The 19877-nt window shown below is 61.6% G+C and carries 17 protein-coding genes and 1 pseudogene; 6 read left to right on the top strand and 12 right to left on the bottom strand.

Annotated elements, in window-relative coordinates:
- Nucleotides 1-8 precede the first annotated feature (8 nt).
- Nucleotides 9-1313 (top strand): guanine deaminase, encoded by a 1305-nt coding sequence (guaD, locus tag ACMGT0_RS10275; protein ID WP_416772441.1) that lies wholly within the window; start codon nucleotides 9-11, stop codon nucleotides 1311-1313.
- A 257-nt stretch (nucleotides 1314-1570) separates the two neighbouring features.
- Here the strand turns inward: guaD and ACMGT0_RS10270 are convergent, their stop codons facing one another.
- A complete protein-coding gene (locus ACMGT0_RS10270; RefSeq protein WP_054056870.1) occupies nucleotides 1571-2326 on the bottom strand; it encodes a GntR family transcriptional regulator in 756 nt (251 codons plus the stop codon).
- Nucleotides 2327-2544: 218 nt separating this feature from the next.
- Here ACMGT0_RS10270 and ACMGT0_RS10265 point away from each other — a divergent pair, with 218 nt between their 5' ends.
- A complete protein-coding gene (locus ACMGT0_RS10265) occupies nucleotides 2545-3735 on the top strand; it encodes a benzoate/H(+) symporter BenE family transporter (RefSeq protein ID WP_054056871.1) in 1191 nt (396 codons plus the stop codon).
- Between the two features lie 131 nt (nucleotides 3736-3866).
- On the opposite strand, the gene ACMGT0_RS10260 is transcribed toward ACMGT0_RS10265, so the two are convergent.
- The 4 genes and pseudogenes from ACMGT0_RS10260 to ACMGT0_RS10245 all read right to left on the bottom strand — a co-directional run bounded on the left by ACMGT0_RS10260 (nucleotide 3867) and on the right by ACMGT0_RS10245 (nucleotide 8383).
- The gene (locus ACMGT0_RS10260) at nucleotides 3867-4571 is read right to left on the bottom strand and encodes a methyl-accepting chemotaxis protein (protein WP_416773452.1); all 705 of its coding nucleotides are present in this window, start codon (nucleotides 4569-4571) and stop codon (nucleotides 3867-3869) included.
- Between the two features lie 204 nt (nucleotides 4572-4775).
- Nucleotides 4776-5678: pseudogene (locus tag ACMGT0_RS10255) on the bottom strand (HAMP domain-containing protein); the annotation flags it as partial.
- A 268-nt stretch (nucleotides 5679-5946) separates the two neighbouring features.
- Nucleotides 5947-7371, bottom strand: coding sequence for a PLP-dependent aminotransferase family protein (locus ACMGT0_RS10250; protein WP_054056873.1), 1425 nt, complete (start codon nucleotides 7369-7371; stop codon nucleotides 5947-5949).
- A gap of 250 nt (nucleotides 7372-7621) precedes the next feature.
- On the bottom strand, nucleotides 7622-8383 hold the full coding sequence (locus tag ACMGT0_RS10245) for an SDR family oxidoreductase (protein ID WP_054063909.1): 762 nt from the start codon (nucleotides 8381-8383) through the stop codon (nucleotides 7622-7624).
- Between the two features lie 250 nt (nucleotides 8384-8633).
- Here ACMGT0_RS10245 and ACMGT0_RS10240 point away from each other — a divergent pair, with 250 nt between their 5' ends.
- A complete protein-coding gene (locus tag ACMGT0_RS10240) occupies nucleotides 8634-9641 on the top strand; it encodes an NADP-dependent oxidoreductase (protein WP_054056875.1) in 1008 nt (335 codons plus the stop codon).
- Between the two features lie 83 nt (nucleotides 9642-9724).
- Here ACMGT0_RS10240 and pyrF read toward each other — a convergent pair whose 3' ends face one another.
- The gene (gene pyrF, locus ACMGT0_RS10235) at nucleotides 9725-10423 is read right to left on the bottom strand and encodes an orotidine-5'-phosphate decarboxylase (protein WP_416772438.1); all 699 of its coding nucleotides are present in this window, start codon (nucleotides 10421-10423) and stop codon (nucleotides 9725-9727) included.
- A gap of 260 nt (nucleotides 10424-10683) precedes the next feature.
- Here pyrF and eat point away from each other — a divergent pair, with 260 nt between their 5' ends.
- The 3 genes from eat (at nucleotide 10684) to ACMGT0_RS10220 (ending at nucleotide 12997) form a co-directional block, all read left to right on the top strand.
- Nucleotides 10684-12048: an ethanolamine permease gene (gene eat, locus ACMGT0_RS10230; protein WP_054056877.1), complete on the top strand. Its 1365-nt coding sequence runs from the start codon at nucleotides 10684-10686 to the stop codon at nucleotides 12046-12048.
- A 121-nt stretch (nucleotides 12049-12169) separates the two neighbouring features.
- Nucleotides 12170-12337 (top strand): DUF2897 family protein, encoded by a 168-nt coding sequence (locus ACMGT0_RS10225; protein WP_081005883.1) that lies wholly within the window; start codon nucleotides 12170-12172, stop codon nucleotides 12335-12337.
- A gap of 99 nt (nucleotides 12338-12436) precedes the next feature.
- Nucleotides 12437-12997, top strand: coding sequence for a TetR/AcrR family transcriptional regulator (locus ACMGT0_RS10220; protein ID WP_017906749.1), 561 nt, complete (start codon nucleotides 12437-12439; stop codon nucleotides 12995-12997).
- Between the two features lie 68 nt (nucleotides 12998-13065).
- Here the strand turns inward: ACMGT0_RS10220 and ACMGT0_RS10215 are convergent, their stop codons facing one another.
- From ACMGT0_RS10215 to rpsA, 6 genes are all read right to left on the bottom strand, one after another.
- On the bottom strand, nucleotides 13066-13392 hold the full coding sequence (locus ACMGT0_RS10215) for a ComEA family DNA-binding protein (RefSeq protein WP_054056878.1): 327 nt from the start codon (nucleotides 13390-13392) through the stop codon (nucleotides 13066-13068).
- Nucleotides 13393-13503: 111 nt separating this feature from the next.
- Nucleotides 13504-15498, bottom strand: a complete 1995-nt coding sequence (locus tag ACMGT0_RS10210) for a polysaccharide biosynthesis protein (protein WP_416772435.1) — start codon at nucleotides 15496-15498, stop codon at nucleotides 13504-13506.
- A gap of 80 nt (nucleotides 15499-15578) precedes the next feature.
- The gene (locus ACMGT0_RS10205; RefSeq protein ID WP_416772433.1) at nucleotides 15579-16598 is read right to left on the bottom strand and encodes an MraY family glycosyltransferase; all 1020 of its coding nucleotides are present in this window, start codon (nucleotides 16596-16598) and stop codon (nucleotides 15579-15581) included.
- 614 nt (nucleotides 16599-17212) lie between these two features.
- Nucleotides 17213-17509, bottom strand: coding sequence for an integration host factor subunit beta (gene ihfB / locus ACMGT0_RS10200; protein WP_054056881.1), 297 nt, complete (start codon nucleotides 17507-17509; stop codon nucleotides 17213-17215).
- A 133-nt stretch (nucleotides 17510-17642) separates the two neighbouring features.
- The gene (locus ACMGT0_RS10195; RefSeq protein ID WP_416772431.1) at nucleotides 17643-17924 is read right to left on the bottom strand and encodes a hypothetical protein; all 282 of its coding nucleotides are present in this window, start codon (nucleotides 17922-17924) and stop codon (nucleotides 17643-17645) included.
- A gap of 194 nt (nucleotides 17925-18118) precedes the next feature.
- Nucleotides 18119-19804 (bottom strand): 30S ribosomal protein S1, encoded by a 1686-nt coding sequence (gene rpsA / locus ACMGT0_RS10190; protein WP_010449734.1) that lies wholly within the window; start codon nucleotides 19802-19804, stop codon nucleotides 18119-18121.
- Nucleotides 19805-19877 lie beyond the last annotated feature (73 nt).

Raw genomic sequence — 19877 nt, 5'->3', positions numbered from 1 at the left:
GAAAGCCCATGCCTGCAAACCGCAAAGCCTATCGCGCCGCCCTTCTGCACAGCCTCGCCGACCCGGCCGAGGCCGGTATCGAGGCCTCCTACGAGTATTTCGAGGATGGCCTGCTGGTGGTCGAAGACGGCAGGATCAGCGCCATCGGCCACGCCAGCGAGTTGCTGCCGAGCCTGGCGGCCGATGTCGAGGTCAGCCACTACCGCGATGCGCTGATCACTCCCGGCTTCATCGACACCCACATCCACCTGCCCCAGACCGGCATGGTCGGTGCCTATGGCGAGCAACTGCTCGATTGGCTGAACACCTACACTTTCCCCTGCGAAAGCCAGTTCGCCGACCCGGCCCATGCCGCCGAGGTGGCGGATATCTTCATCAAGGAACTGCTGCGCAACGGCACCACCACCGCACTGGTGTTCGCCAGCGTGCATCCGCAATCGGTCGAGGCCTTCTTCGAGGCCGCGCAAAAGCTCGACCTGCGGATGATCGCCGGCAAGGTGATGATGGACCGCAATGCGCCGGACTACCTGACCGACAGCGCCGAATCGAGCTACACGCAAAGCAGGGCGCTGATCGAGCGCTGGCACGGCAAGGGCCGCCTGCACTACGCGGTGACCCCGCGCTTCGCACCGACCTCGACGCCGGAACAACTGACCCTCGCCGGCCAGTTGCTCGGCGAGTACCCGGACCTGTACATGCAGACCCACATCAGCGAGAACCTGCAGGAGATCGAGTGGGTCAGGGAACTGTTCCCGGAGCGCAAGGGCTACCTGGACGTGTATGACCATTACCGACTGCTGGGCGAGCGCTCAGTGTTCGCCCACGGCGTGCACCTGTGCGACGACGAGTGCGCGCGGCTGGCCGAGACCGGCTCGGCAGTGGCGTTCTGCCCGACGTCGAACTTCTTCCTCGGCAGCGGCCTGTTCAACCTGCCGATGGCCGAGAAGCACAGGCTCAACGTCGGGATCGGTACCGATGTCGGCGCCGGTACCAGCTTCTCGATCCTGCACACGCTGAACGAGGCCTACAAGGTGATGCAGTTGCAGGGCGCGCGGTTGAGTCCGTTCAAGTCGCTGTACCTGGCGACCCTCGGCGGTGCGCGGGCACTGCGCCTGGAAGAACGGATCGGCGACCTGCGGCCGGGCAGCGATGCCGACTTCCTGGTGCTCGACTACCACGCCACGCCGCTGCTGAGCTATCGCCTGCGGCAGGCCCGCGACATTGCCGAGAAGCTGTTCGTGCTGATGACGCTGGGGGATGACCGCACGGTGCTGCAGACCTATGCGGCGGGGAGGCTGGTGCACCAGCGCTGATATCACGCCCGGCCCTGTGGGCCACACCATGCTGTGGGAGATCCGGCTCCCACAGGTTGCTCCGGTACACGCAGAATATGTGCCTGCCCCTTGTACAGGAACCTCAGTTAAGACCTAGGCTATGTACGAAATCGCTTGAAACTTGGTTATGCGGCGTTAAAAACCGGCTCGGAATGCTCATTGACAACCAGTCAACTGCGCTTCCTCGCCGGTTTTTGCCTTGCCTAACCTGCGTTTCAAACAATTTCGTACACAGCCTAGGGCCTTGCCGACGGCCGCTTGGTCTGCAGCAGGTGCGAAAACACCGCATGCAGATCATCCGATGCACTGTCGTCGTCGAGATTGAGCTTGCTGTCGATATGGTCCATGTGGTGCATCATCAGCTCCACCGCCTGCGCCGCATCCCGCGCCTCGATGGCATCGATCAGTTGGCTGTGCTCGTCATAGGAACAGTGCGAGCGATTGCCGCTTTCGTATTGGGCAATGATCAGCGAAGTCTGCGACACCAGGCTGCGCTGGAAGCTGATCAGCGGGGCATTCATCGCCGCTTCCGCCAGCTTCAGGTGGAACTCGCCGGACAAGCGGATCCCCGCCCCGCGATCCCCCCGGGAAAAGCTCTCGCGCTCGTCGCGGACCATCTGCCGCAGCTCGGCCAACTGCTCGGCCGTCGCATGCTGCACCGCCAGTTCGGTGATCGCCTTTTCCACCATGCGCCGGGCGAAGAACACCTGGCGGGCTTCCTCGACGCTCGGGCTGGCCACCACCGCGCCGCGGTTGGGCCGCAGCAGCACCACCCCTTCATGGGCCAGGCGCGAGAGGGCGCGACGAATGATGGTCCGACTGACCCCGAAAATCTCCCCCAGCGCCTCTTCGCTCAGTTTGGTGCCGGGCGCCAGGCGCTGTTCGAGGATCGCCTCGAAGATATGCGCGTAGACGATATCGTCCTGGGTCACGCTGCGGCCGGCCTTGCCTGCTCGCGGTTGTTTCTTGAGGGGCTGCAACTGTTCGTTCATGGGTGCTCGAGTCGAAAACGGGGCAATGGACTGTCATTAGCCACAATGGATCGCTGACAAGTATCGCGTAAAATCATGGCATATTGTACACAACCTGGAGCACCAACACGACTGTACGGCTGTTTGCGGTCACGGCTGTACTGCAATAAACAGTTACCTTTGCGTTTAGGCTGCAAGTGCCATCAACGCCCCGTTTTATCCGTACAAGGAAAGCCCCCATGACCGACCTCACTCACGCGCGATTGCGCCCGCTGGCCGACACTTCGCCTTCCGCGGTGGTCGCCGGCTTCATCGCGATGATGACCGGCTACACCAGCTCGCTGGTGCTGATGTTCCAGGCCGGCCAGGCCGCCGGCCTGAGTGCCGGGCAGATCTCCTCGTGGATCTGGGCCCTGTCGATCGGCATGGCGCTCTGCAGCATCGGCTTGTCCCTGCGCTACCGCACGCCGGTCACCGTTGCCTGGTCGACACCCGGGGCGGCCCTGCTGATCACCAGCCTGTCCGGCGTCACCTACGGCGAAGCGATCGGCGCCTATATCACCTGCGCCGTGCTGGTCACTATCTGCGGCCTCACCGGCAGCTTCGAGCGCCTGGTCAGGCGCCTGCCCGCCTCGCTGGCCGCGGCGCTGCTGGCCGGCATCCTGTTCAAGATCGGCAGCGAGATCTTCGTCGCCGCCCAGCACCGCACCGGTCTGGTGCTGGGCATGTTCTTCACCTATCTGCTGGCCAAGCGCCTGTCGCCGCGCTACGCGGTGCTCGCCGCCCTGCTGGTCGGCACCGCCCTGTCCGGGCTGCTGGGCCTGCTGGACTTCAGCGGTTTCCAGCTGGAGGTGGCGACGCCGGTCTGGACCACGCCGTCGTTCTCCCTGGCGGCGACCATCAGCATCGGCATCCCGCTGTTCGTGGTGGCCATGACTTCGCAGAACATGCCCGGCATCGCCGTGCTGCGGGCCGACGGCTACAACGTCCCGGCCTCGCCGCTGATCAGCGTGACCGGCATCGCCTCGCTGCTGCTGGCACCGTTCGGCTCCCACGGCATCAACCTGGCGGCCATCAGTGCGGCGATCTGCACCGGCCCGCACGCCCATGAGGACAAGAGCAAGCGCTACACCGCGGCCGTCTGGTGCGGGATCTTCTACGGCATCGCCGGCATCTTCGGCGCCACGCTGGCGGCGCTGTTCGCCGCGCTGCCCAAGGAACTGGTACTGTCGATCGCCGCCCTGGCGCTGTTCGGCTCGATCATCAACGGCCTGAGCATCGCCATGAACGAGCCCAAGGAGCGTGAAGCCGCGCTGATCACCTTCATGGTCACCGCCTCGGGTTTCACCCTGTTCTCGGTGGGCTCGGCGTTCTGGGGTATCGTCGCCGGCGTGCTGACGCTGCTGATCCTCAACTGGCGCAAGGCCTGACAGCAAGGGCACGCCGGTCCGCCTTCGACACCGCACCTGTAGGAGCAGGGCTTGCCCGCGAAAGGGTCCTTGAGGCCGCTAAAAGCTTCGCGGGCAAGCCACGCTCCTACAAAAATTGCAGACAAGTCCTACTAAGTGCGGAAGTGCCCGACCATACCCTTCAGTTCCATCCCCAACTGCGCCAGCTCGATGCTGGACGCCGCATTGCCCTGCATCGCCACCGCCGACTGATCGGCACTGGCGCGAATGCTGGTCACGCTGCGGTTGATCTCTTCGGCCACCGAACTCTGCTGTTCGGCCGCCGCGGCGATCTGCTGGTTCATCTGCTGGATCAACGACACCGCCGAGGCGATGCTGCCCAGCGCGCTCTCGGTCTGCAAGGCATCGCTGACCGCCAGCTTCACCAGGTCGCCACTGCTGCGGATCTGCTCCACCGAGGACTGCGCGGCCGCCCGCAAGGCGCTGACCAGCCGCTCGATTTCCTCGGTGGATTGCTGGGTACGCCGCGCCAGGGCCCGCACCTCATCCGCCACCACGGCAAACCCGCGGCCCTGCTCACCGGCACGGGCCGCTTCGATGGCGGCATTGAGCGCCAGCAGGTTGGTCTGCTCGGCGACGCTCTTGATCACAGCGAGCACGGTGCCGATGTTCTGGATTTCCGCACTGAGGCTTTCGATGCTTGCGCTGGTCGAGTTGGCCGAGTCCGCCAACTGCTCGATGCGCTGCATGCTCTGGCGCACCACCTGCTGGCCACTGTCGACCTTGTCGTCGGCGGTCTGCGCGGCATGTGCCGCCTCTTCGGCATTGCGCGCGACATCGTGGACGGTGGCGGTCATCTGGTTCATCGCCGTCGCCACCTGTTCGGTTTCTTCCTTCTGGGTACTGACTTCCAGGTTGGTCTGCTCGGTGACTGCCGACAGGGAATGAGCCGAATTCGCCAACTGTTCGATCCCGGCCTGCAGGCCACTGACGATGCTGCTCAGTCCGGCAGCCATCTGTTGCATCGCCTGCATCAACTGACCGATCTCGTCACGGCGCCGCACCTCGATCGTCGCGCTCAGATCACCGGCGGCGATCTGCTGCGCCACACGGATCACACTGCGCAACGGCGCGACGATCAGGCGGGTGATCACCAGCGCCGCCACCAGACCGACCAGCAGCGCCAGCGCCGAGGAAGCGATGATCAACAGCGAGTTCTTCTTCAGCTCGGCCTGCATCGACTGGTCTTCGGCAGCATAGGCCTGGTTGACCCGCTCGACCACCTGGGCCGCGCGCTCATGCAGTTGCTGGTAGACCTTCTTTTCCTGCGCCAGCAGGTCGGTGTATTCGGTGAGCTTGTCATTGAAGCTGGCGATATGCCCCCCGACCTCGTTGAGCACCGTCTGGTAGCCGGCGTCCTTGACCGTGCCCTTGAGTTGCTCGACGCCAGCCAGTGCCTGCTCGGCCTGCTCGATCCTGCCCTGGTTCTGGTTGTCCTCATCGCCCTTGCGGCTCTGGTCGAGGCGCACCCGCGCCTCGTTCATCGCCTGCAGCATCAGTTGCGAGACGTGACTGACCTGCGCGGCCTGCTCGAGGAATTCATTGCCGTCCTGGCCCTGGGACTGCTTGAGGGTGTAACTGCCGTCATCGGCCAAGCCGGCCTGCAGCACATCCAGGTTGTTGGCCACGCTGGACACCGACCAACTGGCCATTTCCAGCGCCAGGTCCTTGGCCTGGGTCAGCCCGACGAACTCGTCGAAGGCCTTGCGATAGGCCGCCAGGGCCTGCTCGACATCATTCATCACCGCGACGTTGGCCGGCGACTGCGCCTTGAGCGCCTGTGCCTGGGTGGCCAGCGCATCGACGCCCTCATGCAGGGCATCCACCGTCTTGGGGTTGGAGTGCAGGGCATAATCCTGTTCGAGCAGACGCACCCTGAGCAGGCTGCTGTTGAGCGCCGACATCTGCTTGAGCCCGTCGAAGCGCAGGCTGACGGCCTGCAAGGACCAGACGCCGATTGCCGCCACTACCCCGGTCAGCAGCAACACGAGGGTAAAACCGATACCCATCTTCTTCGCCATACCGAGGTTGGCGAAATGTCCTTGCACGGCAGAAATCATGGGGCGTAATCTCCGGTCGAATGCTGAAGGCGCAAGCCATTCAAGATTCGTGCAGATTCGCAACCACGGCCAGTGAAACACAAGCCTTTGGCGCCGGAATAATGGCCAAAAGCTACATCTGCGTCGTTTTCAGAATCGTCGAGGTCGATCCGGTATCACCCAGCAACCGGAAGAATTTCCGCGCCCGGCAATCCATCGCATACGCCACGTTGATCCGCAACCAGCCGGCAGAAGTCGCCCGCGGTGTGAAGGCCGAGTCCTGGGCGAGCAACACCCCGAGCTGGCGGGCACCGGCCTGGACCTGCGCCGGGTTGTAGCGTCGGCTGCGAGCCCAGACGAACATGCCGGCGGAGGGTTCGCTGAACACTTCCCAGCCGCTTTCCTCGAGCACGTCCAGGGTCGCGGCCATTTCCGTGCCCAGGCGCTGGCGCAGACGCTGGACCAGTTTGCGATAGGCGCCATTGGCCAGCAACGTGGCAACGACGCACTCGGTGAACCGCGAAGCGCCCAGGCTGGTGATCATCTTCACTTCGGCCAGGCGCTGGATGAGCCCGGAATGGGCGCGGATGAAGCCGACCTTCAACGAACTGCTCAGGGTCTTGGAGAAACCACCGAGGTAGATCACCCGCTGTTCGCCATCCAGCGCCGCCAGTTGCACCCCCGGCCCACCCTGCAGGTCGCTGCAGACGCCATCCTCGACGATCAGGAAGTCCTCCTCCTGGGCCAGTTGCAACAGTTGCGTGGCGACCGGCAGGGTCAGGCTGCTGCCCGTGGGGTTGTGGCAAAGGCTGTTGATGAACAGGCACTTGGGCCGGTGCGTGCGCAGCAATGCCCGCAACACGTCGATGTCGGGCCCCGAACGGGTGCGTGGCACTTCCAGCAGTTCGATGCCCTGCAGCGTCAGTAGTCGGTAGAGATTGCCATAGCCCGGCGTTTCCACCATGACGCAGTCACCCGGTTTGAGCAGCGTGCGCACCAGCAGGTCGAGGCCCTGGGTGACTCCCAGGGTGGTCAGCACCTCGCCGTCCACCGAATGGATGCCCTTCTGGGTCAGCCGCTTGTGCAGTTGCTGGCGCAAGGCCGGCAGCCCCAGCGGCGTGCTGTAGTGGAACAGGCCCTGCATCTGCGTACGACTGACCTCGCGCACGGCATAGCCGATGTCGTCGCTCTCGCGCCAGCCCTGGGGGATCCAGCCACAGCCAAGTTTCAACTCGCCCAGAGGATGCTCGTTGAAGGTCCCCCACTTGGCCTCCAGCCCCTCGTACCACTCCGGCTCGCTGGAAGCCCGGGACGCGCCAGGCATTTCCGCGACGATGAACACCGAGCCGTTGCGTGACGCCAGTACTCCCTGGGTCACCAGGCGCTCGTAGGCCTCGCTGACATTGGCCTGGCTGAGGGAGTTTTCCTTGGCCAACTGTCGCACCGATGGCAGGCGGGTGCCCGGACAGGCCCTGCTCCGGCGGATCCATTCGACGATGGCGTTGACGATTTGCTGCACGACAGGCACCAGGGCCTGCCGATCGATTTCCAGATCCATTGTATGTGACGCTCCAACGCACGGTTATTTCCCGTTAAACAGTTAACCATACAAAGCCACCACCGCCGCTTGCACAAAAAGCCTTTCCAGGCCTCGCTGCAAGTCACGCCAATCGTGGCCTGCAGCATACTCCCTGCATGAATGAGCGAATGCTCCGACGGCACGCGCAACATCGACGGACATAAAAAAACCCGCATGTGCGGGTTATTTTTACTCTGGAACTACAGCCATCGACGAATGATGCAACCGGTCAAATGGCCGTGGCGCCGCCGTCCACCGCCAGGGAGTGACCGGTGGTGAATGCCGCACCGTCACTGCACAGGTAAAGCACCGCGCTGGCGATCTCCTCGACCTTGCCGATCCGCCCCACCGGATGCATGGCCGCGGCGAACTCGGCTTTCTTCGGGTCGGCCTCATAGGCCCGGCGGAACATGTCGGTGTCGATCACCGCCGGGCACACGGCGTTCACCCGGATGCCCCGTTTGGCATATTCGATCGCCGCCGACTTGGTCAGGCCGATCACCGCATGCTTGGACGCGGCATAGATGCTCATCTTCGGTGCGGCTCCCAGGCCGGCCACCGACGCCGTGTTGACGATGGCGCCACCGCCCTGGGCCTGCATCAGCGGCAACTGGTACTTCATGCACAGCCAGACGCCCTTGACGTTGACGCCCATGATCGCGTCGAACTCGTCCAGGGTGCCATCGGCCAGCTTGCCCTTCTCGATCTCGATCCCGGCATTGTTGAAGGCGTAGTCGACCCGGCCGTAGGCGGCGATCGCCTGCTCCATCAGCTTCTGCACCTCGGCTTCCCGGGTGACGTCACAGCGTACGAAAACCGCCTCGCCACCCGCGGCCCGAATCGACTCGACGGTGCCTTCGCCACCCGCCACGTCGAGGTCGGACACCACCACCTTCAACCCTTCGGCTGCGAAAGCCTGGGCGGTCGCCCGGCCGATTCCGGCGGCCGCGCCGGTCACCAGGGCCACCTGGCCGGAAAACGTCATGCTCATGGTTCTTGTCCTCGCAGAGTGCGTGAGAGATCGTTCGGGCTGAGTCTAGCCAGAGGCCGGCATCACCGGGCAGCACTATCAGGAGGCCGGTTACCGCTTCATGCACCGGAGTGATAAGTTGTGGTGATAACCGCCCGCGTATCACTATCAACGCAGTGGATCGCCCCCTATTCGCCCGACCGGCAAAACTTGCCCTGGCGGCGCTCAGGGTCTATCTACAAGGCTTCATTGACCTCATCGAGTACCTGCCATGACCACCCAGAACAATCGCCAATTCCTGCTGGCCAAACGTCCGGTCGGGGCCGCGACCCGCGAGACCTTTACCTACCAGGAAGTCCCCGTGGGTGAGCCGGGCGCCAACCAGATCCTGGTCAGGAACGAATACCTGTCCCTCGACCCGGCCATGCGCGGCTGGATGAACGAAGGCAAGTCCTACATCCCGCCGGTGGGCCTGGGCGAAGTGATGCGGGCACTGGGCGTCGGCCAGGTGATCGCCTCGAATCACCCGGGCTTCGCGGTCGGCGACTACGTCAACGGTGCCCTGGGGGTGCAGGACTACTTCCTTGGCGAGCCACGCGGTTTCTACAAGGTCGATCCGAAACTGGCACCGCTGCCGCGCTACCTGTCGGCACTGGGCATGACCGGGATGACCGCCTACTTCGCGCTGCTGGATGTCGGTGCGCCGAAAGCCGGTGAAACCGTGGTGATCTCCGGTGCCGCCGGGGCGGTGGGCAGCATTGCCGGGCAGATTGCCAAGCTCAAGGGCTGCCGGGTGGTCGGGATTGCCGGAGGGGCCGAGAAGTGCCGCTTCCTGGTCGACGAACTGGGCTTCGACGGCACCATCGACTACAAGAGCGAGGATGTCGGCGCCGGGCTGAAACGCGAATGCCCCAAGGGCGTCGACGTGTATTTCGACAACGTCGGCGGCGACATCCTCGATGCCGTGCTGACCCGTCTGAACCTCAAGGCCCGTGTGGTGATCTGCGGTGCGATCAGCCAGTACAACAACAAGGAAGCGGTGAAGGGCCCGGCCAACTACCTGGCGCTGCTGGTCAATCGCGCGCGTATGGAGGGGTTCGTGGTGATGGACTACGCCGCGCAGTTCGCCGCCGCCGGGCAGGAGATGGCCGGCTGGATGGCCAAGGGGCAGCTCAAGAGCAAGGAAGATATCGTCGAGGGGCTGGAAACCTTCCCCGAGACGCTGGCGAAGCTGTTCAGCGGGGAGAACTTCGGCAAGCTGGTGCTGAAGGTGTCCTGAGCCTGCCCGCCAAGGCGCAGAGCACCTTGCCTGGAGAAGCCGGCGATGCGCCGGCTTCTCCAGAAACGCGGGGGCTGTGCTGATCAGGCCAGCTCGGCGACCACCGCAGCCAGCGCCTGCGCAGGATCGGCTGCCTTGCTGATCGGCCGGCCGATCACCAGGTAGTCGGAACCGGCCTCCAGTGCCTCACGCGGCGTCAGGATGCGACGCTGGTCGTCCAGCGCACTGCCAGCCGGACGAATCCCCGGCGTCACCAGTTGCAGGCCGGGATGCGCGCTCTTCAGCGCGCTGGCTTCCAGCGCCGAGCACACCAGGCCATCCAGCCCGGCCTTCTCGGCCAGGGCTGCCAGGCGCAATACCTGCACCTGTGGCTCGACGTCCAGGCCGATACCGGCCAGGTCTTCACGCTCCATGCTGGTCAGCACGGTCACGCCGATCAGCAGTGGCTTGGGCCCGCTGCGCTGCTCCAGTACCTCACGGCAAGCCGCCATCATGCGCAGGCCGCCGGAGCAGTGCACGTTGACCATCCACACGCCCATCTCCGCCGCAGCCTTGACCGCCATGGCGGTGGTGTTGGGAATATCGTGGAACTTGAGGTCCAGGAACACCTCGAAACCCTTGTCGCGCAGGGTGCCGACAATCTCCGAGGCGCAACTGGTGAACAGTTCCTTGCCGACCTTGACCCGGCACAGTTTCGGGTCCAGCTGATCGGCCAGTTTCAGGGCGGCGTCACGGGTGGGGTAATCCAGGGCGACGATGATGGAAGTCTGGCAGGCGGACATGGAGGGCTCTCAGGCAAGTCGAAATCGGCGCGCATTGTAGCGGAACGCGGGGACGATCGGGACCCGGTGATCGGCAAATGTGCCTAACACGCGCCATAAACGCCCGCACTTGCACCAATTAAAGTCGAAATCCGGGGCAACCTCGGCGAAATATCCTCGATACGACAGCCTTTCCGGCTTTGCGACACACCTTGCGTCACTGGCACGCCCGCTGCAAACGCCTGATCCGAGCAGTATCCAAACGGTTCAGGGAGAAACACATGAACACTCGACTCAAGCCCACGCTGGGCACGTTGCATCTATGGGGCATCGCGGTAGGCCTGGTGATTTCCGGCGAATATTTCGGCTGGAGCTATGGCTGGGGCGTGGCCGGCACGCTCGGCTTCCTGGTGACCTCGCTGATGGTCGCGGCGATGTACACCTGCTTCATTTTCAGCTTCACCGAGCTGACCACCGCCATTCCCCATGCCGGCGGGCCATTTGCCTACAGCCGACGGGCGTTCGGCGAGAAAGGCGGGCTGATCGCCGGCCTCGCGACCCTGATCGAGTTCGTCTTCGCGCCACCGGCCATCGCCCTGGCCATCGGTGCCTACCTGAACGTGCAGTTCCCGGCGCTCGATCCCCGGCATGCCGCCGTCGGCGCCTATATCGTGTTCATGGGCCTGAACATTCTCGGCGTCCAGCTGGCCGCCACCTTCGAGCTGGTGGTTTGCATCCTCGCGGTGGCTGAACTGCTGGTGTTCATGGGTGTGGTCGCCCCGGCTTTCAGCTTCAGCCATTTCGTCCTCAACGGCTGGGCCGGTGCGGACAGCTTCGGTGCCCCGGCGATTGCCGGGATCTTCGCCGCCATCCCCTTCGCCATCTGGTTCTTCCTGGCGATCGAAGGCGCGGCCATGGCCGCCGAGGAAGCCAAGGATCCGAAACGGACCATTCCCAAGGCCTACATCAGCGGCATCCTGACCCTGGTATTGCTGGCCATGGGCGTGATGTTCTTCGCCGGCGGCGTCGGCGACTGGCGCACCCTGTCGAACATCAACGACCCGTTGCCCCAGGCAATGAAAGCCGTGGTCGGCGACAGCTCGGGCTGGCTGCACATGCTGGTCTGGATCGGCCTGTTCGGCCTGGTGGCGAGCTTCCACGGAATCATTCTCGGCTACTCGCGGCAGTTCTTCGCCCTGGCCCGCGCCGGCTACCTGCCGGCGTCGCTGGCGAAACTGTCGCGCTTCCAGACCCCGCACCGTGCCATTATCGCCGGCGGCCTGGTCGGCATCGCCGCCATCTACAGCGACGGCCTGATCAACCTGGGCGGCCTGACCCTGACTGCGGCGATGATCACCATGGCGGTGTTCGGCGCCATCGTCATGTACATCATGAGCATGCTCAGCCTGTTCCGCCTGCGTCGGACCGAGCCGGCACTGGAACGCACCTTCCGCGCGCCAGGCTATCCGTTCGTGCCCGCCATCGCGCTGGTCCTGGCGGTGATCTGCCTGATTGCCATGGCCTGGTTCAATGCCCTGATCGGCCTGATCTTCGTCGCTTTCATGGCCGCCGGTTTCCTTTACTTCCTGCTCACCGGCCAACTGCGCGCTGCTGCCCCGGCAGATGCGATGCTGACCGGACTGTGAGCATCATCGGGGCCTGACGGGTTTACAATTGAACCACTGAGAAAGCGCTTCACTCAAAGTGGCAAGGGCCGCCATCGCGCACGAACCGTTCGTGCCGCAGCGGCCCATCGAGGAGAACCCTATGCCCTGGTATGCCTGGTTGATCATCGTGGTGGCGGTCGGCTCCATCGTTGGCGGCCTGATGATGCTGCGTGACACCGCCAACAAGGTGGAACTGACGGACGAACAGCGCCGACGCGTCCAGCAACGCAACGCCGAGGCGGATGCCAAGGACGCGCAGAACCGCTGACAGCCGCTGCTTGAACAATATTGAACACTTCAACAAAAAAGTATGGCAATTCACCTCCAAGTCGCAGTTATCATTGACTGCAGATTTGGAGGCTCCGCCATGCGCTATTCGCAAGACCATAAAGCCCAGACCCACGAGCGCATCATCAAGGAAGCGGCGGCCCGTTTTCGCCGCGACGGCATCGGTGCCACCGGCCTGCAGCCGCTGATGAAAGCCTTGGGGCTCACCCATGGCGGTTTCTACGCGCACTTCAAGTCCAAGGATGAACTGGTCGAAAAGGCCTTGCAGGAAGCGGCGGCGGAACTGGACGTACATTGCGACATGCTGTTCAGCCAGGACAAGCCCCTGCAGTCGTTCATCGACAGCTACCTCTCAGAGTGGCACCTGACCACCCCCGAACACGGCTGCCCGATTCCGACCATGTGCTCGGAGCTGGGCCAGCGTGGCGAGCCCAGCCCAACCACCGATACGGTGATCGAATCGCGCCTCAAGCAGGTGGAAACCGCACTGGGCTCGGGGCCGGATGCCGAAGAGCAAAGTATCGTCATGCTGGCGACCCTGGTGGGCGCACTGGTGATGTCGCGCAGTGCCGAAGATCCGGAGCTGGCGAAGAAGATCCTGGAAGTGACCAAGGCGCACCTGAAGGATCAGGTCGAATAGGGCTGCAAGCTCCCCATCGCTACAGGAGACCGGTCTTTCGACCAGCCTCCAGCCTCAGTCAAACAACGTCAATTGATATCCAGCTGGTCGCGATTCCTGTCGAGAATCGCCTTGCCGATGCCTTTCACCTCAAGCAATTCATCCACCGAAGAGAAAGGTCCGTTCGCCTCCCGATGGGCAACGATGGCCTGGGCCTTGGCTTCGCCGATACCGGACAGCTCGCGCTGGATGGTTTCGGCATCGGCGGTGTTGAGATTGACCTTGCCGACCTTGGCCGCAGGCGCGGCCTGGCTGGGCACCGGGGTCTGCTGCTGAGCCGCCGGTGCGGCATTGACGGCACCGCTGGCGCCGAGCAGAAGGGTTAACAGCAGGGAAGGAAGAACGCCTGTACGCATAAATGTCACTCCATGGCATCGTAGGGGAAAAGCAGCTTTTCCGAAGCTGCATTTCAAACCTAGGTGATGCCCGGAGCCTGTCAAAAGCCAGGCCGTTACCGGGTGTGTAGCTCAGGGCTCCATGCGGCGCTGCTGGTAGATCCAGTCGACGATCTCGCCATCCGGGGCATAACCACTGACCGTTTCCCGCAGCAATTGCCGGACCCGTGCGTAATCATCGTTTTCCACGGCCGCGAGCAGTTCGGCCAGGCGCAACTTGAGCACATCCCAGGGCAGCATGTCTTCATGGGCGGTCATGATCATCGGATGGGGGGTCGCCGCCACGTTGTCGCCAATCAGCAACTCTTCGTAAAGCTTTTCTCCCGGACGAAGACCGGAGAACTCGATGGCGATATCGCCATGGGGGTTCTTGTCGGAGCGGATGCTCAAGCCGGAAAGATGAATCATCTTCTCGGCCAACTCGACGATCCGGACCGGCTCACCCATGTCGAGGACGAACACGTCGCCGCCCTGCCCCATGGAGCCGGCCTGGATCACCAGTTGCGCGGCCTCGGGGATGGTCATGAAGTAGCGGGTGATCTTCGGATGCGTCACCGTCAGCGGGCCACCCGCCTTGATCTGCTTGTGGAACAGCGGGATCACCGAGCCCGACGACCCCAGCACGTTGCCGAAGCGGACCATGGTGAAACGGGTCTTGTTGACCCGCGATACGTTGCCCGAGTCACCGAAAAGCACTGGCGCATGTTCGCGACTGAGAGCCTGCAAGGTCAGCTCGGCCAGTCGCTTGGTGCTGCCCATGACGTTGGTCGGGCGCACCGCCTTGTCGGTGGAAATCAGCACGAAGTTGGCCACCCCCGCCTGCAATGCCGCCTGGGCGGTGTTGAGCGTGCCGATCACGTTGTTCAGTACGCCTTCGGCGATGTTGTGCTCGACCATTGGCACATGCTTGTAGGCCGCGGCGTGATAGACCGTTTCGACATGCCAGGTCTTCATCACCGACAGCAGCTTGTCCTGGTTGCGCACCGAACCGAGGATCGGCAGCAGGCGCACGGACAGCGACTCACGATCCACCCGGCGCTCGAGCTCGGACAGAATGCTGTAGAGATTGAACTCGCTGTGCTCGAACAGCAGCAGCGTCGTCGGGCGCAGGGCCAGGATCTGCCGGCAGAGTTCCGAGCCGATGGAACCGCCAGCCCCTGTCACCAGAACCGAACGCCCCTTGATGCAATGTTCGAGCAGCTCGGCCTGGGCAGGCACGGCATCACGCCCGAGCAGGTCGGCGATGTCGACTTCCTGGATGTCATCGACCTTGACGCGCCCGCTGGCCAGGTCCATGAAGCCGGGCACGCTGCGCACGTGCAACGGAAAGCCCTCGAGAAGAGCGAGAATCTCCCGACGCCTGGCACGCGAAGAAGAAGGAATCGCCAGGAGGATTTCCTGAGCCCCGGTGGCGTCGATCATCTGCTGGATATGCTTGGGCTTGTAGACCTTCAAACCCGAGATACTGCGGTCGGCAATACTGTTGTCATCATCGATGAAAGCGACAGGCTGCATGGCCCGCCCCATCCGCAAGGCCGCAACCAGCTGGTTGCCGGCGGCTCCGGCGCCGTACACCGCCACCTTCGTCAAACCGTTGTCACGGTTGGCAAACGGCATGTGCTGGGTGGTACCGAACCAGTCGCCAAGGAAATACTGGCGCATGGCCAAACGCAGGCCACCGATCATGATCAGGCTCAGCCACCAGTAGTTGAACATGATGGATCGGGGAACCAGCGTCTGGTGATTGCTGTAGAGGTAGACCACAACCCCGAGGATCAACGCGGACAGGCTCACGGCCTTGACGATGGCGATCAGCGCATCATTGCCGAAATAGCGCATCACGGCACGATACAGGCCGAACTTTATGAACAATGGAATGGACACAACGGGAGCGGAGAGAAACAACCAGCGGTGTTGAGCGAGCGGGTTGATCACATCGTCCAGCCCCAGCCTGACGACGAACGACATCCACAGGGCCAGCCAGACCAGGAAGATGTCGGCAATCACCTGAAGAATGCGCTTTTGCCGACGCGGGAGACCCAGCAAAAAGGCTCGAATCTTATCCATAATCCCTCTAAAGCCTATATCCGAAAAAGCAGCACATACCGCCATCAATACATTGAGCCACAACCTGGGAAAACCTTGGCTCAGCCCGCTTTCTCCAGCTCACCGGCATGAAACCTGAACGCCAGAAAGACCAGTGGCACATAGGCGATCAGCAACCCGGTGATACCGTCGAGTATCGACAGCCCGACGCACAAGGCGATCGGCAGCAACCAGCAAACGTTGATGGCTGCCACTGCCAGTGTCACCGGCAAATGGCTGCCCAACTGCCGTGACGCATACTGATAGGCATGGCTGCGATGAGCCTGGTAGACCTTGTCCCCACGCAAGAGACGTCGCACCAGGGTGAACGTGGCATCGACCACGAAGACCCCCAACAGAATCAGCCAGACCCAGAGCAGTTGGGGTTTGACCCAGGCGGCATGAAGGGAAAGCCCTCCAAGCACCAGCCCCAGAAAACCACTGCCAGCATCACCCATGAATATACGGGCAGGTGGAAAGTTCCAGTATAGAAAACCACACACAGCCAGGGCCAACAGTAATGACGGCCAGACCAGGGCTGTCTCGCCCCCGAGCATATGGACAAGACAGGCTCCCAGACAGGCTGTCACCGCCTCGACGCTGGCAATCCCGTCGATGCCATCCATGAAGTTGTAGAGATTGAGCATCCAGACCAGATAGAACGCCGCCAGAATCGAGCCTGCCACTCCCAGGCTGACCTGGACGCCAAAAATCTCCAGCGGTGGCAAGCCACCCAACCAGAAAAGCAGCCATGCCGCACTGGAAAAGTGCGCCAGCAATCGCCAACGCGCAGCGATATGCCCATGATCGTCGAGAAAACCGACTACAGCGACGGCGCCGCCGCCCCCCAGAAATCCCCAGACCGTCAGCCAGGGCAGAATACCCATCAGCGCCAGAATCGGCAAAACCGCCAGGAAGCTGATGACAATCGCCACGCCACCACCGCGGGGAGTCGCAACGGAATGGGAACTGCGCTCGTTGGGAACATCCATCAGGCTGCGTGCCAATGCATAACGGCGAAGCGCTCCTGTCAAAAACAGCGACACCGTCAAAACGATCAGACAGCACAAGAAAATCATCATCAGACTCAAGATCCCGGACACACTCAAAATAAGATATTCAGGAAAGCTCGCCGCCCACTCGACCCGACAAGTTCCAAACAAACGCAGGAAACATGAAATTACGCCCAGAAGGCGATCTGCCCTGACGCAAAGTCAATGGCATCGAGGTAACCGAGTGCAGCTCACCCGGCAGAGAAGCTTGCTTCATCGGCCAATCGCAGCCTCAGAAGCGGTGCATGCAAGGCCTGAACTCGGAGCAAGGGCGCATTCTACGCAACAACTCGATGCTTGCCATCACGAACAGGAAAAGCGGAAGACAAAAAGACAGGGACGAAACGCGAGGGGTATGGGCATTCCGGCCCGTCGCACTCCCCAAAACAGGATGCCAACCAGCCCAGGAAAAACAGCCCGTTCAGTATCGGGAGGAAAAACCAGCAATATACAACTCAATGGAGCAAGTCAGTATGGCGAAACTTCCTACCTCTATCAGAGCGCTAGCTCAGAAAGGCCTGAGTTCCAATTCTGATCGGAGAATATTGCCAACTACACCTTCAGGCGATCCAGGAACACACCGCTACCAAGCAGTCGTGATACGTACCGCCACAATCAACAGGCCATTGAACCTGGCAAGCTGATCAGTGATCGCTCTCCTCTTCTTCGTTCACCCGATCACGCAACTCCTTGCCCGGCTTGAAATGCGGCACGAACTTGCCGTCCAGGCTGACCGATTGACCGGTCTTCGGGTTACGCCCTACCCTTGGTGCGCGATAATGCAGGGAAAAGCTACCGAACCCACGAATTTCGATCCGATCTCCGGTCGCCAGGCACTGGGACATCTGCTCAAGCATGGTCTTGATGGCCAGCTCGACATCCTTGGACGAGAGCAGGCCCTGATGGGTGACAATTCGTTCGATCAACTCCGACTTCGTCATATTTTTCCCTTCTTTTTCAAGCAGCTAGGAAAAGCATTTCGAAGGTTGTAGCACGGCTGGATGGTTTTGAACAGCCCACCCATTGACTTATCTGCATACAAGATGCGTCGAGGTCCGAGAGGGCCCGTAGCGGTTAATTACAGATGACCAGCATGGTGCGGGTGACGGAGCCCGCAGGGTTCCAGCCGAACAGATAGTCGCCCTCCTCATCCTTTGCATCACTGGATTTGGTCACGACCTTGTAGCCCTGAGCCTTGCACTCGCGAGCAGCGCGCTTGTAGCACTTGCCCCAGCCGGAGCCAAGCCCCGAGCAATCGATCTCGATACCACTCACCCCATGCCTGACGTGAGTCTTGGTATTGGTGGTGCACCCGGCGAGCAACGCCAGGGCGATTACCGCTATGAGCTTGCTCATTTACATCCTTATCCAGGCAACGCCCTGAGAAAAGCCACTGACAACGAAACAACGACTGCCTCAGACACCAACATCTTTACACTTATAAATATGACAGTCGCAAGATCGATTTTGTTTCGCGCCGGATACAGGCAAATCCCAGGCACAAAAAAAGGCGACCGAAGTCGCCCTTTTTTTCAACAGTCAGACAGAACTCAGTTCTGTTTGGCCATTGCCTGACGCAGCAGAGCAGCCATGGTGGTGTCAGCTGCTTCACCTTCCGGAGCGGCTTTCAGGCTCTGGATGGCTTCTTTCTCGTCTTCAACGTCTTTCGACTTGATCGAGAGCTGGATTACGCGGCTCTTACGATCAACGCTGATGATCTTGGCTTCTACTTCTTCGCCTTCTTTCAGGACGTTGCGCGCGTCTTCAACGCGGTCACGGCTGATTTCGGAGGCTTTCAGAGTTGCTTCGATATCGTCGGCCAGAACGATGATGGCGCCTTTGGCGTCAACTTCTTTCACGGTGCCTTTGACAACAGCGCCCTTGTCGTTGACCGAGACGTACTCGGAGAACGGATCGCTTTCCAGCTGCTTGATACCCAGGGAGATGCGCTCACGCTCTGGGTCAACCGACAGGATGACGGTGTCCAGCTCGTCGCCCTTCTTGAAGCGACGTACGGCTTCTTCGCCGACTTCGTTCCAGGAGATGTCCGACAGGTGAACCAGACCGTCGATACCGCCGTCCAGACCGATGAAGATACCGAAATCGGTGATCGACTTGATGGTACCGGAGATCTTGTCGCCCTTGTTGAACTGGCCAGAGAAGTCTTCCCATGGGTTCGACTTGCACTGCTTGATGCCCAGGGAGATACGACGACGCTCTTCGTCGATGTCCAGAACCATGACTTCCACTTCGTCGCCGACTTGTACGACTTTCGAAGGATGGATGTTCTTGTTGGTCCAGTCCATTTCCGAAACGTGCACCAGACCTTCAACGCCTTCTTCCAGCTCAGCGAAGCAGCCGTAGTCGGTCAGGTTGGTGACACGCGCGGTCACGCGGGTGCTTTCTGGGTAACGAGCCTTGATGGCAACCCATGGGTCTTCGCCCAGTTGCTTCAGGCCCAGGGAAACACGATTGCGCTCGCGATCGTACTTCAGAACCTTGACATCGATCTCGTCGCCAACGTTGACGATTTCCGATGGATGCTTGATGCGCTTCCAGGCCATGTCGGTGATGTGCAGCAGGCCATCGACGCCGCCCAGATCAACGAATGCACCGTAGTCGGTGAGGTTCTTGACGATACCCTTGACCTGCTGGCCTTCCTGCAGGGATTCCAGCAGAGCTTCACGCTCGGCGGAGTTCTCGGCTTCCAGGACGCTGCGGCGGGAAACGACAACGTTGTTGCGTTTCTGGTCGAGCTTGATGACCTTGAACTCGAGCTCTTTGCCTTCCAGGTGCGTGGTGTCGCGCACTGGACGGACGTCAACCAGGGAACCTGGCAGGAACGCACGGATGCCGTTAACGTCGACAGTGAAGCCGCCCTTAACCTTACCGTTGATAACGCCCTTGACCACTTCCTCGGCTGCGAAGGCTGCTTCCAGAACGATCCAGCATTCAGCGCGCTTGGCTTTTTCACGGGACAGCTTGGTTTCACCAAAGCCATCTTCAACCGAATCCAGCGCCACGTGAACTTCGTCACCGACGTTGATGTTCAGTTCGCCAGCATCGGTGTAGAACTGTTCCAGCGGGATCAGAGCTTCAGACTTCAGACCAGCGTGGACAGTTACCCAACGAGCTTGGTAATCGATATCAACGATAACACCGGTGATGATCGAACCAGCCTGAAGATTCAGGGTCTTCAAGCTCTCTTCAAAGAGTTCCGCAAAGCTTTCGCTCATTTTAATTCCTGTTGATGAGGGCGAAGAATACGCCCATCTGCCACACCCCAGACGATGTGGGTTACGTTCATAT

The sequence above is a fragment of the Pseudomonas sp. RHF3.3-3 genome (assembly GCF_048069595.1).
Lineage (GTDB): Bacteria > Pseudomonadota > Gammaproteobacteria > Pseudomonadales > Pseudomonadaceae > Aquipseudomonas > Aquipseudomonas fuscovaginae_B.
This window is presented reverse-complemented; position numbering and strand designations above follow the sequence as displayed.